Origin of the sequence: Pannonibacter sp. XCT-53, from assembly GCF_009915765.1 — a bacterium.
GTDB classification, from domain to species: Bacteria; Pseudomonadota; Alphaproteobacteria; order Rhizobiales; family Stappiaceae; genus Pannonibacter; species Pannonibacter tanglangensis.
The window spans coordinates 2,927,103-2,941,507 of the sequence record NZ_JAABLQ010000001.1 but is presented as its reverse complement, the minus strand read 5'-3'; the positions used below and the strand labels follow the sequence as shown (position 1 = coordinate 2,941,507).

At 67.0% G+C, this 14,405-nt stretch carries 15 protein-coding genes; 9 read left to right on the top strand and 6 right to left on the bottom strand.

Translation table 11 applies throughout. The annotated features are described in order from the left end of the window. Nucleotides 1-3 precede the first annotated feature (3 nt). The 4 genes from GWI72_RS13070 to GWI72_RS13055 all read left to right on the top strand — a co-directional run bounded on the left by GWI72_RS13070 (nt 4) and on the right by GWI72_RS13055 (nt 4,114). Nucleotides 4-501 (top strand): retropepsin-like aspartic protease family protein, encoded by a 498-nt coding sequence (locus GWI72_RS13070; RefSeq protein WP_161708869.1) that lies wholly within the window; start codon nt 4-6, stop codon nt 499-501. 69 nt (nt 502-570) lie between these two features. Next, on the top strand, nt 571-2,070 hold the full coding sequence (locus tag GWI72_RS13065) for a phosphomannomutase/phosphoglucomutase (RefSeq protein ID WP_161676630.1): 1,500 nt from the start codon (nt 571-573) through the stop codon (nt 2,068-2,070). Nucleotides 2,071-2,086: 16 nt separating this feature from the next. Beyond that, entirely contained in the window at nt 2,087-3,076 is a 990-nt protein-coding gene (locus GWI72_RS13060) for an aldose epimerase family protein (RefSeq protein ID WP_161708868.1), read from the top strand. A 6-nt stretch (nt 3,077-3,082) separates the two neighbouring features. Next, nucleotides 3,083-4,114 (top strand): histone deacetylase family protein, encoded by a 1,032-nt coding sequence (locus GWI72_RS13055; protein ID WP_161676628.1) that lies wholly within the window; start codon nt 3,083-3,085, stop codon nt 4,112-4,114. A gap of 52 nt (nt 4,115-4,166) precedes the next feature. Here the strand turns inward: GWI72_RS13055 and GWI72_RS13050 are convergent, their stop codons facing one another. Then, nucleotides 4,167-4,784: an HAD family hydrolase gene (locus tag GWI72_RS13050; RefSeq protein ID WP_161676627.1), complete on the bottom strand. Its 618-nt coding sequence runs from the start codon at nt 4,782-4,784 to the stop codon at nt 4,167-4,169. Between the two features lie 93 nt (nt 4,785-4,877). Between GWI72_RS13050 and GWI72_RS13045 the strand changes: the two genes are divergently transcribed. Further along, complete coding sequence (locus GWI72_RS13045; protein WP_161708867.1) at nt 4,878-6,077, top strand: phosphate/phosphite/phosphonate ABC transporter substrate-binding protein; 1,200 nt, start codon at nt 4,878-4,880, stop codon at nt 6,075-6,077. A 156-nt stretch (nt 6,078-6,233) separates the two neighbouring features. On the opposite strand, the gene GWI72_RS13040 is transcribed toward GWI72_RS13045, so the two are convergent. From GWI72_RS13040 to GWI72_RS13020, 5 genes are all read right to left on the bottom strand, one after another. Next, nucleotides 6,234-7,439, bottom strand: a complete 1,206-nt coding sequence (locus tag GWI72_RS13040; RefSeq protein ID WP_161708866.1) for an acetate/propionate family kinase — start codon at nt 7,437-7,439, stop codon at nt 6,234-6,236. Further along, entirely contained in the window at nt 7,436-8,851 is a 1,416-nt protein-coding gene (locus tag GWI72_RS13035) for a bifunctional enoyl-CoA hydratase/phosphate acetyltransferase (RefSeq protein WP_161676624.1), read from the bottom strand. Before GWI72_RS13035 ends, GWI72_RS13040 begins: the two co-directional genes overlap by 4 nt. 257 nt (nt 8,852-9,108) lie before the next feature. Then, nucleotides 9,109-9,669 (bottom strand): TadE/TadG family type IV pilus assembly protein, encoded by a 561-nt coding sequence (locus tag GWI72_RS13030; protein ID WP_161676623.1) that lies wholly within the window; start codon nt 9,667-9,669, stop codon nt 9,109-9,111. A gap of 24 nt (nt 9,670-9,693) precedes the next feature. Next, on the bottom strand, nt 9,694-10,278 hold the full coding sequence (locus GWI72_RS13025; protein ID WP_161708865.1) for a TadE/TadG family type IV pilus assembly protein: 585 nt from the start codon (nt 10,276-10,278) through the stop codon (nt 9,694-9,696). Beyond that, complete coding sequence (locus tag GWI72_RS13020; RefSeq protein WP_161676621.1) at nt 10,275-10,751, bottom strand: pilus assembly protein N-terminal domain-containing protein; 477 nt, start codon at nt 10,749-10,751, stop codon at nt 10,275-10,277. Before GWI72_RS13020 ends, GWI72_RS13025 begins: the two co-directional genes overlap by 4 nt. A 379-nt stretch (nt 10,752-11,130) precedes the next feature. Here GWI72_RS13020 and GWI72_RS13015 point away from each other — a divergent pair, with 379 nt between their 5' ends. The 4 genes from GWI72_RS13015 to GWI72_RS13000 all read left to right on the top strand — a co-directional run bounded on the left by GWI72_RS13015 (nt 11,131) and on the right by GWI72_RS13000 (nt 14,402). Then, entirely contained in the window at nt 11,131-11,307 is a 177-nt protein-coding gene (locus GWI72_RS13015; protein WP_161676620.1) for a Flp family type IVb pilin, read from the top strand. A 91-nt stretch (nt 11,308-11,398) separates the two neighbouring features. Beyond that, the gene (locus GWI72_RS13010) at nt 11,399-11,923 is read left to right on the top strand and encodes an A24 family peptidase (protein ID WP_244314238.1); all 525 of its coding nucleotides are present in this window, start codon (nt 11,399-11,401) and stop codon (nt 11,921-11,923) included. A 219-nt stretch (nt 11,924-12,142) separates the two neighbouring features. Further along, entirely contained in the window at nt 12,143-12,910 is a 768-nt protein-coding gene (cpaB, locus tag GWI72_RS13005) for a Flp pilus assembly protein CpaB (RefSeq protein WP_161676619.1), read from the top strand. 49 nt (nt 12,911-12,959) lie between these two features. Continuing rightward, nucleotides 12,960-14,402, top strand: a complete 1,443-nt coding sequence (locus GWI72_RS13000; RefSeq protein ID WP_161676618.1) for a type II and III secretion system protein family protein — start codon at nt 12,960-12,962, stop codon at nt 14,400-14,402. The last annotated feature ends 3 nt before the right edge of the window (nt 14,403-14,405 follow it).

The following is a 14,405-nucleotide window of genomic DNA, read 5'->3' as shown; positions in this document are numbered from 1 at the left end:
GGGATGGTCCGGTATCTTTTGCTCGTTCTGGCGCTTGTGGCCCTTGTGCCCTTCGTGCCGAAATGGGTCGAGACCTGGGTCCCCGGCCAGACGGAAACGGCAGCTCCGCAAGCGGCTGTCTCCACCTCCGCCCGAACCCTGAAGATCCCGGCCGATTCCAGCGGTCATTTCGTCACTCCGGCCGAAGTCAACGGCAAGGACGTGGAGATGCTGGTGGACACGGGCGCGACGGTTGTGGCCCTGCCGCAATCCGTGGCACGCCGTGCCGGTCTGTCCTTGAGGAAGGAGGACTTCACGGCGTCCGTTGCAACTGCCAATGGCACTGTTGCAGCGGCACCTGTCGTTCTGAAGGATCTTCGTCTTGGTGCGATCCGACTGTCCGAAGTGGAAGCCATCGTGTTACCTGACGCCTCCCTGTCTAAATCCCTGCTCGGGATGTCCGCCCTGCGCAAACTGGAGCGGTTTGACATTTCAGGTGACACTCTGGTGCTTGTTCAATAAGGTCCGTCCGACCGCCGATCCCCCGAATTGTTTAGGTTTTCCGGTCTGAAGCCCCCTGCGAGGTTTTGCATGTTTCCCAAGCCCGAAGCTCATTTGAAGCCCAACACTTACGCGTATGAATCCCGGCCGATGGTCAAGCCGACCGGCTTCCGCGAGTATGATGCGCGCTGGCTTTTTGAAAAGGAAATCAACCTGATGGGCATGCAGGCCCTCGGGATGGGCATCGGCACCCTGATGCACGAGCGCGGCGTCCGCCCGGACATCGTCGTCGGTCACGACTTCCGCGGCTACTCCGCCTCCATCAAGATGGCCGTCATCAACGGCCTGCTGGCCGCCGGCATCAATGTTCACGACATCGGCCTCGCCCTGTCGCCGATGGCCTATTTCGCCCAGTTCGCGCTCGACGTGCCGGCAGTGGCCATGATCACCGCGTCGCACAACGACAACGGCTGGACCGGCGTGAAGATGGGCATCAACCGCCCGCTGACCTTCGGTCCCGACGAGATGGGCCGCCTCAAGGACATCGTGCTGAACGCGGCCTTCACCCTCAAGCAGGGCGGCAGCTACCGCTATGTCGAGAACTTCCCGGACATCTACATCAAGGACCTGACGGACCGCGCGAAGCTGAAGCGCCCGATCAAGATCGTGGCGGCCTGCGGCAACGGCACGGCCGGTGCCTTTGCGCCGCGCATCCTGGAGATGCTGGGGGCCGAGGTCATCCCGCTCGATGCGGAACTGGACCACACCTTCCCGCGCTACAACCCGAACCCGGAGGACATGAAAATGCTTCATGCCCTGCGCGACAAGGTGCTGGAAACCGGTGCCGAGGTCGGTCTGGGCTTCGACGGCGATGGCGACCGCTGCGGCGTCGTCGACAACGAGGGCGAGGAGATCTTCGCCGACAAGGTCGGCGTCATGCTGGCCCGCGACATCTCGGCGATCTACCCGAACTCGAAGTTCGTCGTCGACGTGAAGTCGACCGGCCTGTTCAACACCGATCCGGTGCTGAAGGCCAATGGCGCCGTCACCGACTACTTCAAGACCGGCCACTCCTACATCAAGCGCCGCGTCACCGAGCTGAACGCCATCGTCGGCTTCGAGAAGTCGGGTCACTACTTCTTCAACGCCCCGATCGGCCGCGGCTATGACGACGGTCTGGTCTCGGCCATCGCCATCCTCGACATGCTCGACCGCAACCCCGGCAAGACCATGGCCGACCTGCGCCGCGACCTGCCGAAGACCTGGGGCTCGCCGACCATGTCGCCGCATTGCGACGACGAGATCAAGTACGGCATCGTCGACAAGGTGATTGCCCGCTTCCAGGACATGAAGGCCAAGGGCGAGAAGATCGCCGGCCACGCCATCACCGATCTCATCACCGTCAACGGCATCCGCGTCGTCACCGAGGACGGGACCTGGGGTCTGGTGCGTGCCTCCTCCAACAAGCCGGAGCTGGTCGTCGTGATCGAGAGCCCGGCGTCCGAGGCGCGCCTGCACGAGATGTTCAAGGCCGTGGATGCCGTGCTCCGGGAGAACCCCGAAGTCGGCGCCTACAACCAGACGATCTGAACGGGAGCGTTCCGGAATGATCCGGCCCTTTGGCACCCTTCACGGCGTGGCCGTCGATGAAGTCACCCTGCGGGCCGGGTCGCTGGAAGCCTGCATCCTGACCTACGGGGCCACCCTGCGCGACCTCCGTCTCGCCGGGCGGCCCCTCGTTCTCGGGCTGCTCACGCTCGAGGACTATCTGACCCACGGTGCCTATTTCGGTGCGCTGTGCGGGCGCTACGCCAACCGCATTGCCGGCGGGCGGTTCTCGCTCGACGGGGTGGCGCACCAGGTCACGTGCAACGAGCGCGGCCGCACCCATCTGCATGGCGGGGCCACCGGCTTCGACAAGCGGATCTGGACGGTCGAGGAACTGGCATCCGATGCGGTGCTGCTGTCGCTGGTCTCGCCTGACGGGGAAGAGGGCTTTCCGGGCACGGTGACCCTCAAGGCGCGCTTCCGCCTGCTGCCGTCCGCCGTCCTCAGCCTCACCGTCACGGCCGTCACCGATGCGCCGACGCTCGTCAACATCGCCCATCACAGCTACTTCAATCTGGACGGCTCGGCCGATGTGCTCGGGCATCGCCTGCAGATCATGGCCGACCACTACCTGCCCGTCGATGCCCTCGGCATTCCGACCGGCGAGGTGGCCCCGGTTGCCGGCACGGCCTTCGATTTCCGCACCCTGCGCGGGGTGGCGGGGCCCCGGACCTATGACCATACCTTCTGCCTCGCGCCCGAACCTGTCGCCGAGCCCCAGCTCGCCGCCGTGCTGGAGGGGGCATCGTCCGGTGTCTCGATGGAACTCTGGACGACCGAGCCGGGACTGCAATTCTATGATGCCGCCGGTCTGGGCCTGCCACAGGATGGTCCCGACGGACGCCGCTTCGGTCCCCATGCCGGTCTGTGCCTCGAGCCGCAGCGCTGGCCGGACAGTCCGAACCGGCCACAGTTCGCGGGGGCTGTTCTTCGCCCCGGCAGGACCTATCATCAGGTCACCGAGTTTCGCTTTCATCCGGGAGACTGACTGGGCATGAAGACCGTATTCTCACTCGCGCAGCTCGCCCATGCGCCGGAACTGGAAATTTCCGACGGGCAGCTCACCCCGGCCGTCGAGATCCCGTCCCGCGCCGAGATCGTGCGCGACGAGGTGATCCGCCGCCGGATCGGTCCGCTCTGGACGCCGCAGGACTTCGGCCGTGCGCCGCTGGAGCGCGTCCATACGCCCGACTATCTCGACTTTCTTGAAGGCTTCTGGGGACGCTGGACCGAGGCTGGCCGGACCCGCGACGCCTTTCCCTATGTCCTGCCGGTCCGGCAGCTGCGCCCGACCCCGACACCGCTTGCCATCGACGGCGCGCTTGGCCGCTACGCCTTCGACACCGGCACGCCGCTGACGGCCCACACCTGGGAGGCCGCCACGGCCAGCGCCAACACCGCGCTCACGGCCGCCCGCTTCCTGCGCGAGGGCGACCGCGCGGCCTTCGCCCTCTGCCGCCCGCCCGGCCATCATGCCGCCGCCGACTACTACGGCGGCTACTGCTTCCTCAACAACGCCGCCATCGCCGCCCAGTGGCTGCGCGACCAGGGCACGGCGCGGGTGGCCATCCTCGACATCGACTATCACCACGGCAACGGCACCCAGTCGATCTTCTACGACCGCTCCGATGTCATGGTTCTGAACATCCATGCCGATCCCCGGCAGGATTATCCGTTCTTCCTCGGCCATGCCGACGAGACCGGCGAGAAGGCCGGCACGGGCTACACCCACAACTGGCCGCTGCCGCTTGGCACCGACTGGACGGGCTATGCGGCCGCCCTCGAGGAGGCCTGCCGCTGGCTCGGGGTCTATTCGCCCGATGTGCTGATCGTCTCGCTCGGCCTCGACACCTACGAGGCCGACCCGATCTCGAAGTTCCGCCTCGTGTCGGACGATTACCTGCGCATCGGAGCCAGGCTGGCGCGGCTCGGCAAGCCGACCCTCTTCGTCCTGGAAGGCGGCTACGCCGTCGACGCCCTCGGCCTCAACTGCGTCAACGTCCTCGAAGGCTTCCTCGCGGGATAGGCCCGGAGCACGGCTCCGGCCTTTCGCCTCGCGCGGCTGCGGGCGGCAGCGTTCAAACGCCGAAGCCCATCCGCCGGAGTTCGACCCTGAGCGCCTCCGCACCGGTGAAGTGGATCGCCGCCATGCCGACATTGCGCGCACCTTCCACGTTCTTCAGGCTGTCGTCGATGAAGACGCAGCTGGCTGCATCGAGGCCGTTGCGCGCCAGAAGAACCTCGTAGATGCGCGGATCCGGCTTCAGCAGCCGCTCCTCCGCCGACACCACCGTGTCGCGGAAGGCGGTGCCGAGGAACGGAAAGCGCGCTCGCGCCTCGACGAATTTCTCGGCCGAGAAATTGGTGATGGCATAGAGCGGAACGCCGCGGTCGCCGAGCTCCGACAGCAGCCGGACACTGCCCGGCACCTCGCCCGGCACCATCTCGTGCCAGCCGCTGTCATAGGCCCGGATCAGGTCGGCGTGGTCGGGATAAAGCGCCACCCGCTCCGCCACAGCCTCGGACCAGCTTCGTCCGCGATCCTGCTCGAGGTTCCAGTCCGGCGAACAGACCTCGGTCAGGAAGTGCCGCCGCGCCGCCGCGTCCGGGATCAGGCGGCGGTAGAGATGCTCCGGGTCCCATTCGATCAGCACGTTGCCGATGTCGAACACGACCGTGGTCACGGGAGAGGGCATGGGAAACCTCGGGGTTGGCTGGCCGGCCCGGCATCGCCAGCGCGGGCGGGGGCAGTGTAGGATGGGGCGGGAATCAGAACTCGTGGCCGCAGCATGACCGCTTCGCTTCGCCCTGTCATCGTCGCCGTCCTGGGTCTTCTGGCCCTGCCGGTGCTCGGGCTGGCGGAGGGCCTGACGCCACTCGTCCCCGATGCCGGGGGGCTTGATCCCTCTGCCGTCGGCGACACGGGACGTCTGCCGGCAGCCGGCGCCGGGGCGCCGCTGTCCGCCGGCCAGCGCCTGCGCCTCGGTGTCGTCACCGGTGCGGAGGAGGGCGTGCGGGAGCGGGTCGAGCCGTTCCGCGAGGAGCTGCAGTACCGCCTGGCCCAGCCGGTTGACCTGTTTCTCATGGACACGCTCGGCGCGGCGACGGATGCGCTGGTGCGCGGCGACATCGACCTCATGCGCCTGTCCGCCTCGGCCTATGGCGCGGCCGAGACCGCCTGTGCCTGTCTTGATCCGCTGGTCGTGCCGCGCGACGGCGAGGGGGCGGAGGGCTTCCACGCCGTGCTCGTCACCCGCGCCGCCGAGGCTGCGACGCTGGCTGCGCTCTCCGGAGGCCGTCTCGCCATTGGCGATCCTGCCGCGACGGCCGCCTTCCGCATGCCGTTGGCCGGTCTGGCGCAGGAAGGCATCGACCCGGCCCGCTTCTTTTCCGCGCTGGTCCGCGTTGAAGGCCCGCGCGAAGGCCTGCGCGCCCTGTTCGACGGCCGCGTCGACGGGGCGCTGGTCTGGTCCACCCTGATCGGCGATCCGGAGTTCGGCTATTCCGCCGGCACGCTCAACGAGGCGTTCCTGTCCACCCGGCTCGACATGGACCGCATTGCCGTTGTCTGGCGGTCGCCGCGCCTGCCCTATGCGGTGATGGCGGCACGCACGGATCTGTCGCCGGCGCTCCGGGCAAGGCTGCGCTCGGTGCTCTCCACCCTCGCCGACGACGCGCCGGGCGCCTATTTCGCCATCGAGCCCGACTTCGGCGGCGGCTATGCCGTCACCGACGCCGCCGCCGTCGCCGGCACCTTGCTGCCCTACCGGCCGGAGGCGCAGGCCCTGCTCACCCGCCTTGCCCGCGCCGCGGCTCCCCCGCCGCCGGCCATGCCGGCCGCGCCCCAGAGTTCCGGCCAGGTCCCCGGCCAGATGCCCGGCCAGCTTCCGGGTCAGCTTCCGGGCCAGCTCCCCAGCCAGCTCCCCAGCCAGCTCCCCGGCCAGCTCCCTGCCGAGATCCCGCAAGCGACGCCGCTCGCCCAGCCGTAGCCCAGTCCCGCCCCCGGGGCCCGGAGCGCCCGGGGGAGGGGCGTCGAAGCAATGTCGCTCCCGCCCGATCCTTTGCGACAGCCGGGTCACGGTCGCCACCCGGCTCTTGCCACCCCGCTCAGGCCTCGGGGGCTCGGGCGTCCGGCGTCTCGGGTCTCAGCCTGGTGCCAGCAGTGCGGCCGTGTGGCGGCGGATCATCTCTTCCTCGTTGGTGCGCAGCGCCAGCACCTGCACCCGTGAACCGGCGCCGGAGATCACCGTCTCGCGCGCGGCGTTGCGCGCCTCGTCCAGCTCCACGCCGAGCCAGCCGAGATCGCGGCAGACGGCCGCGCGCACCGTGGCGGCGTTCTCGCCGATGCCGCCGGTGAAGACCAGCGTGTCCAGCCCCGACAGGATCGCTGCCATGGCGCCCAGTTCGCGCCGGACGCGGAAGACGAAATAGTCGATTGCCCGCTGCGCCTCGGGCGTTCCGGCCGCTTCCAGCTCGCGCATGTCCTGCGACAGGCCGGAGAGGCCCTTCAGCCCGGACTGCTTGTACAGCAGGTCCGAGATGGCGGCCGCATCCATGCCCTTTTCCTGCATCAGGTAGAGCACCACCCCCGGGTCCAGCTGGCCGCAGCGCGTGCCCATCGGCAGGCCGTCAAGGGCGGTGAAGCCCATCGTCGAGCCGATGCTGCGCCCGCCGTTGATCGCGCACATCGACGCGCCATTGCCCAGATGCGCCACCACCAGCCGGCCTGCTGCGGCCTCCGGCATCGTCTGGCGCAGATGCTCGGTGATGTATTCGTAGGACAGGCCGTGGAAGCCGTAGCGCCGCACGCCCTCGTCATAGAGCGCCAGCGGCAGGGCGAAGGTGTCGTTGACCCAGGGGTGGGCGCGGTGGAAGGCCGTGTCGAAACAGGCCACCTGCATTGCCTCGGGAAAGGCCTGCCGCGCTGCGGCAATGCCGGCGAGGTTGTGCGGCTGGTGCAGCGGCGCCAGCGGCACCAGCCGCTCCAGCTCCGCCATCACCGCCCCGTCCACGCGCACCGGGGCCTCGTGGCGGATGCCGCCATGCACCACCCGGTGCCCCACCGCCTGAACCTCAAGACCCGGCAGCGTCCCCCGGATCAGCTCCAGGAGCACGCCGAGCGCCCCGGCGTGGTCGCCGGCCTCCGCCGGGGAAAGATCCCGCGACAGGTCGGCTGCGGTGACCGTGGCGTCGCCCGGCCGCTCGGCCCTGAGCCGCGGATGGGCACCGAGACCCTCGATCTGGCCGCGGATCAGCTCGCGCGTCCCGGCATAGAGATCGAACTTGATCGAGGAGGAGCCCGCGTTGAGAACTAGGATCACGGCCGCGCCGGTCGCGTCCGCGCCGCTCATTCCGCCGCCCCCAGCTCGCCGGTCACCGCCGTCTTCCCCGTGCGCAGCCAGTGGTCGTAAAGCAGCGCCAGCGCGCAGGAGGCCAGCCGCGCCCGGTCGTCATCCGAGCGGCTGGTCAGCATCACCGGCACCTTGGCGCCGATCACCAGCCCGGCTGCTTCCGCATGGGCGATGAAGGTCAGTTCCTTGGCCAGCATGTTGCCGGATTCCAGGTTCGGCACGATCAGCACCTCCGCCTGGCCGGCGACCAGCGAGGTGATGCCCTTGGTGCGGGCGGCCTGCAGGTCGATGGCATTGTCCATCGCCAGCGGCCCGTCCACCAGCCCGCCGGTGATCTGCCCGCGCTCGGCCATCTTGGACAGCACCGCCGCATCGAGGCTGGAGGGAATGGCCGGATTGACCGTCTCGATGGCCGACAGGATGCCGACCTTCGGCAGGTCCATGCCGATAGCCAGCCCGACGTTGATGGCGTTCTGGATGATGTCGACCTTGGTCATGAGGTCGGGAGCGATGTTGATCGCCGCATCGGAGATGATCACCGGCGTCTTTCGGCCGGGCACATCCATCACGAACACATGGCTGATCCGCCGGCTGGTGCGCAGCCCGCCATCGCGCTTGACCACGTGATGCAGCAGGTGGTCTGTGTGCAGGTGCCCCTTCATCACCGCACCGACGCGGCCCTCGTGCACCATGGCCACGCCGCGCGCTGCCGCCTCGGACTCGTCGGCAATGTCGATGATCTCGATCCCGTCGAGCGTCTCGTGCAGCGCGGCGGCCGCCGCCTCGATGCGGGAGCGGGCGCCGATCAGCACCGGCCGGATCAGCCCCTCGCGCGCCGCCAGCAGCGCCCCGCCGAGCGAGTTTGCATCATCGGGGGCGATCACGGCGGTGGTCAGCGACGGCAGCAGCCGGGCATAGCCGATCAGCCGGTCGAAATGCTGGTGCCGTTCCACCAGCAGGGCCGGCAGGTCGGTCATGTCGAAGGTGATGGTCTGGTCCGGCGCGGTCACCTCCGCGAGGCCGTCGGCAACCGGCGTGCCGTCGGCCCGGCTGACCCGCGTGGCCAGCCGCACCAGCCGGTCGGCTTCCTTGGCGAGCACGGTCACCGAGACGGTCAGCGTGTCGCCGAGGATCACCCGGTTGTGGAAGGTGAAGCTCTGGCTGCGATACACCGTGCCGGGGCCCGGCAGGATGTTGCCGAGGACAGCGGAGATCAGCGCACCGATCCACATGGACGGCGCGAACGGCGGGTCGATCTTGCCGTCGCCGGTCCAGTCGGTGTTGGGCAGGTGCAGCGGGTTGGTGTTCCCCGAGGCATGGGCGAAGATGTAGAGGTCATTCGCCGTGCAGACGCGGGTCACGGTTGCGCTGTCGCCGACCGAGATCTGGTCATAGGTCTTGTTGCTGGCCATCAGCCTTGCTCTTTCGCTGTGTCACGTGCGGCGCCGGGAGGAGCGCCCGCCCGCTGTTTATCGCGCAGCTTGATTAGAGCCCCATGACACAGCGCAAAGACACAGCGCAAAGGCCCGCGATGCAATCGCGTCTTGCCGGGCAAGGGGCCAGGCGCGGGCCGGCATCGCCCATGCCGCATGGGGGAGCGGAGTGTCGCGGGCCGCCCCTGTCCCGGGTGCGCAGGGTTGCGGGCTGTGTCGGTCGGCCGCGTGCCGTGTCAGTTCAGGACCACGGCCTCGGTGAAGCGGGGCCGCAGGAAGAAGATGTCTTCCATCGGGATCGTGCCGGCGCGCGGGAAGATGTTGGTGACAAGTCCCGCAAACATCGGCGTGTAGGTGCCCTTGACCAGGCTCACGATCGTCGTGGTGTTGGGGCGGTTCAGGCCGGCCGGGATCGCGACCGGCGGCGTGCTGCCGGTGGCCCAGGGCGTACCGCCCTTCTCGTCCACGCTCCAGGCCACCCGTGCCTTGCCGGTGGCGTCAAACTGCACGCTCGCGGTCACGGTGGTGATGCCGGTGGTCGGGAAGGGGTCCATGATCCACTTGGTGGCGACGTTGAGGTCGCTGATTTCGGCCCGCGAGATCGATTCCGCCTGCGACACCAGGTCCGCGAGCGAGCTGGCCGTCTGGCCAAGCTTCCGCTTGAAGTTCAGCGCTTCGGTCGTCTCTGCCATGCCGATCAGGATGATGAGCAGCATCGGCAGCAGCAGCGCGAACTCGACTGCGGCCACCCCGCGCTTGTCGGACTTGAAACTCTTCAGTCGGCGGCGCGCACTCATGCTTCCGGACCCTTGTTGTCTGGCTCAGTTTCCGGTCTGGAACGGCTCGTTGCGGAACACTTGCGTCGAATAGAGGTAGCGCTTGCCGCCGGCATCTGCGGGGCTGGTCGCCAGCAGCGAGCTGGCCATCGGCCAGGCATAGACGGCGCGGGCCACGATGATCTGCCCTGGCCCGCTCTCGGTGTAGCCGAGCCCGGCCCCGAAATTGCCGTCGACGCCGACCATCGGCGGCAGGTTGGAGATCTGGCCGAAGTTGTCGAAGGTCCGCACGTCGATTTCCAGCCTTGCATTGTCGCACAGCATGGTCGTCAGCCGGTCGCAGACGTCGGCCTTGAAGGCGGCCTTGTCGAAGCCCATCGTCTGGGCCTGCCCCGTCTTGATCAGGCGCGCGCTTTCCATCATCGCGTTGTCCAGCGTCCGGTTGACGAGGAAGCAGACGCCGAATTCCAGGATGCCGCCGATCAGCACGAGGAAGGGAATGCCGAGAATGGCGAACTCGATCGCCGTCGTGCCGCTGCGGTCGCGGGCGAACAGCCGCCAGCGCCGCCCGGGGCGGGCGGTCGGCAGCGGCCCGGACGGGCCCTCGGGGCGGAGCGGGTCCTGCGTCATTGTCCGCCGGCGGCTCCCCTGGCCATCTGGTCGCGCGTCGTCATCTGCTTCGACGTGATCTCGAACGCGTCCTTGTCATCGCCGACCTGGGCGGTGGCGTCGCAGTAGGGCGCGCAGGCGAGGGTGGACCGCGCCGTGCCGCGCAGGACGGTGACAAGGTCGGTCGACGACGGGCCGACATTGATCAGCTCGTCGATGATCGGCTTGGAGTCCTTGTCGAGAATGATGAGGTTGGTGCTGCCGGCCGTCTTGCCCGTCACCACCACCGTGAAGCGGTCATGCATGGTGACATCGGCGATCATCGGATTGCCCACGATCACCGTGTCTGCGGGCTGCTGGATCTTGAACACCTTTGCCCGGTCGACAAAGACATTCACCGGCTCCGCGTCCGCAAGGGCAGTGCCTGCCCAGAGAGCGGGGGCGAGAATTGCAAGTGCCTTTAGGGCAGCTGGCGTCTTCGCTGGGCCAAACATGGTCGCTCCGTTAACAGCCTGGTCGTCGGGCCACGCGTCTGTGGCACCCGTTTCATCCTCCAAATCCTGACGCGGTTTGGTGAACGAAGCCCTAACGGCCGCCGGTCATTGCCCGACGAACTCCGCAACGGCTTTGATTCAATTGAGATATTTCGGACGCAGAGGCAAGATTTATCCTTAATGAATAGAAAATAAGTAAAATTCTATCATTTGAAGTAATCTAGGTTTAACCAAAACGGTAATGTCAGAAAACACAAGCATCGATGCGGACAATTTTAACGAGATCGAAAGAACTGCGGCCTATGTTGGCATCATGTTCGAACGGCTGGAGACAAGGTCGGCGGACAGAGCTGTCAAACCATGTGACTAGGAGCAAACCATGAAGAACATTTTCGCTCGCTTTGCCAAGGATGAGTCTGGCGCGACCGCAATCGAGTACGGCCTGATCGCCGCTCTGATCGGCCTGGCGATCATCGCCGGCGCCACCGCCCTCGGAACCGAGATTGGTAACCTGTTTACCCGTATCTCCGACAAGCTGAAGACCCAGGCCAAGTAAGCCGGTCGCAAGCAGTTCTCAGTCCGCCCGGTTCGCCCGGGCGGACAGGACGGCGGGGATCTTCCTCGCCTTTTTTGTCTCCGGATCCCGCATGTTGGGTTTGTCGATGCTCGAAGCTGCCATTCTCGTGATCTTTCCGACGCTGGTTGCCTTTGCTGCGGCGTCCGATTTCCTGACCATGACGATCCCGAACCGCGTCTCGCTGCTGCTGGTCGGCTGCTTCGTGGTCATGGCGGCGGCCGTCGGCATGCCGCTCGAGCAGGTGGGCTGGCATCTTCTGGCCGGCGCTCTGGTGCTCACCGTCACCTTCGGCATGTTCGCGGCCGGCTGGATGGGCGGAGGCGACGCCAAGGTTGCGAGCGCGATCGCGCTCTGGATCGGCTTCAACATCAATCTTCTTTACTTTGCTGCGCTGACGTCGGCCTATGGCTTGCTGGTGATCTTCGCCATGATTGCCTTCCGCCAGATGCCCTATCTGCCGGCGCCGCTCGCCCGTCAGGAATGGGCCTTGCGCTTCCATGACTATCGCACCGGCATCCCTTACGGCATCGCCATTGCCGCGGGCGCGCTGCACGTCTATCCGATGACGGCCTGGTTCGCGCCGCTCGCCAACTGAGACGCACCGGCCCCGGACGGCGCGCGCCGGACGCATCCTGATCCTCCCATGTCCATCGGGCGTAAAATGACCTGTCGCAATGGCAGGTCATAAGTCGTTTATCAGTATTAAGATGCGTTAACCAAATCTGATCAGTAACGATTAACCATGTTTTGACCATTTCGCACCCACATTACGACAGAACGCAATCCGTGGCGTTTTCTGTTTGGGTGGTTTGCGATGAGATATGCTCGCCTCTTGGTGCTGGGTGTCGCCTTGGGCGCTGGCCTGCTGGCCGCGCGCATGGTGATGGATTCTGGCCCTGCCGATGTGGCCGAGGACACGCAGGCCGTGGCTCCATCCACCTTGCCGGTGCTCGTCTCCACCCGTGACATCAAGCTCGGCGACCAGATCCAGGCCACGGACCTGAGCTGGGTTGACTGGCCGATCGAAGTCGTGCCGCAAGGGGCAATCACCCGCGAAAGCCAGCCCGATGCCGAGCAGACGCTGGTCGGCCAGATTGCCAAGGCCCCGATCTATGTCGGCGAGCCGATCCGCGAACAGCGTCTCATCAACACCGAGCGCGGCTTCATGGCCGCCATCCTGCCGAAGGGCATGCGGGCCATTGCGGTTGCGGTCGAAGCCGAGACGACGGCCGGCGGCTTCATCCTGCCGGGCGACAAGGTGGACGTGATCCTCACCAAGGGCTCGGAGGGCAGCTCGCGCGTGTCGTCCGAGACGATCCTCGAGAATGTCCGCGTGCTGGCCATCGACACCACCACCGCCGGCGAACAGGCAGAGAAGACGCTGCAGCCCGACCGCACCGCGACGCTGGAACTGTCGCCGCAGCAGGCCGAGACCGTCTCGCTGGCGCAGCAGCTCGGCAAGATCTCGCTCGCCCTGCGCAGCGCCCAGGATTCCGCCGACAGCGGGCCGGAACAGACCACCGGCCGCGGCGGCGTCAGCTTCGTCAAGTACGGGGTCTCGAGCCAGGCAGGAGCCCAGTGACATGGCCGCAGCCCCGCACACATGTGCAGCACAGAAAAGGGACCGGACAATGGCTCTGAAGCGCGTCTCCACGCTGGCCCTTGCCGCATTCGCCCTGCTCGGCGCCTGTCTCGTGGCACCGCAGCCGGTCCGTGCCGAAGACTTCCCCAAGACGGTCTATATCGCCGCAGGCGAGCGGGCGGGCGAACGGTCGCTCCGGGTCGGCAAGGGCCGGTCCGTGGTGCTCGAGGTCGCCGAGCCGGTGGCCGACGTGCTCATTTCCAATCCCGAGATTGCCGATGGCGTGGTCCGCAGCCGCAACCGCGTCATCCTGCTCGGCCGCCAGTTCGGCCAGTCCAACGTCGTCCTGTTCGCCGCCACGGGTCAGGAGATCGCAAGCTTCAGCGTCCGTGTCGAGCCGGACACCTCGGATCTCAATGCCATCCTGCGCCGGATGCTGCCGGGGGCTGACATCCGGGCGGAATCCATCAACGGCAACCTGGTCCTGACCGGCACGGCGCCCTCCACCGGTGACGCCCAGCGGGCCATGGACCTTGCCAACCGCTTCGCCCGCCAGGCCTCGGACGGCAGCAGCGGCGCCGCCGGCGCGGCTCAGGACGACAACCAGTCCGTGCTGAACCTGATCACCGTGGCCGGCAAGGACCAGATCCAGCTCAAGGTCACCGTGGCCGAGGTCGAGCGTTCGATCATCAAGCAGCTCGGCGTGTCCCTGTCCGGCGCCATTTCGGCCGGCAACTTCACGCCTGCGTTCAATTCGCCGGCTCAGTTTCCCGTCAATTCGGGCTCTCTCGTCCAGTCGGCCACCGGCCTCGGCTTTCTTGCCGGCGGCACCAACCTGAACGCCCAGATCCGCGCGCTGCAGCGCGACGGCGTCATCCGCACCCTGGCCGAACCGACGCTCACCGCGATTTCCGGCGAGAACGCCAGCTTCCTGGCAGGCGGCGAGTTCCCGATCCCGGTCAGCCAGGACAACGACACCATCGGCGTGGAGTTCAAGTCCTTCGGTGTCGGTCTCGATTTCACACCCGTGGTGCTGAACGAGGGCAACATCAGCCTGCGCATCAAGACCGAGGTCAGCGAGCTCTCCGACGAAGGGTCGGTCAACATCGGCTCGCTGGTGATCCCCGCGATCAAGGTGCGCCGGGCCGAATCCACCGTGGAGTTGCCCTCCGGCGGCACGCTCGTCATGGCCGGCCTGCTGCGCGAGAGCTACAAGCAGAGCATCAGCGGCGTTCCGGGGCTGATGCAGCTTCCCGTCCTGGGCGCCCTGTTCAAGAGCCGCGACTTCCTGCGGCAGCAGACCGAACTGGTGGTCTTCGTCACGCCCTATGTCGTCCAGCCCGTGGCGGCCAGCCAGGTGGCCCGTCCGGACCAGAACCTCGCGCCGGCCAATGACGCCGAGACGGTGTTCCTCAATCGCCTGAACAAGGTCTATGCCGCTCCGGGACTGCGCGGCACCTATCACGGCCAGGTTGGCTTCATTTACGAGTAAGGA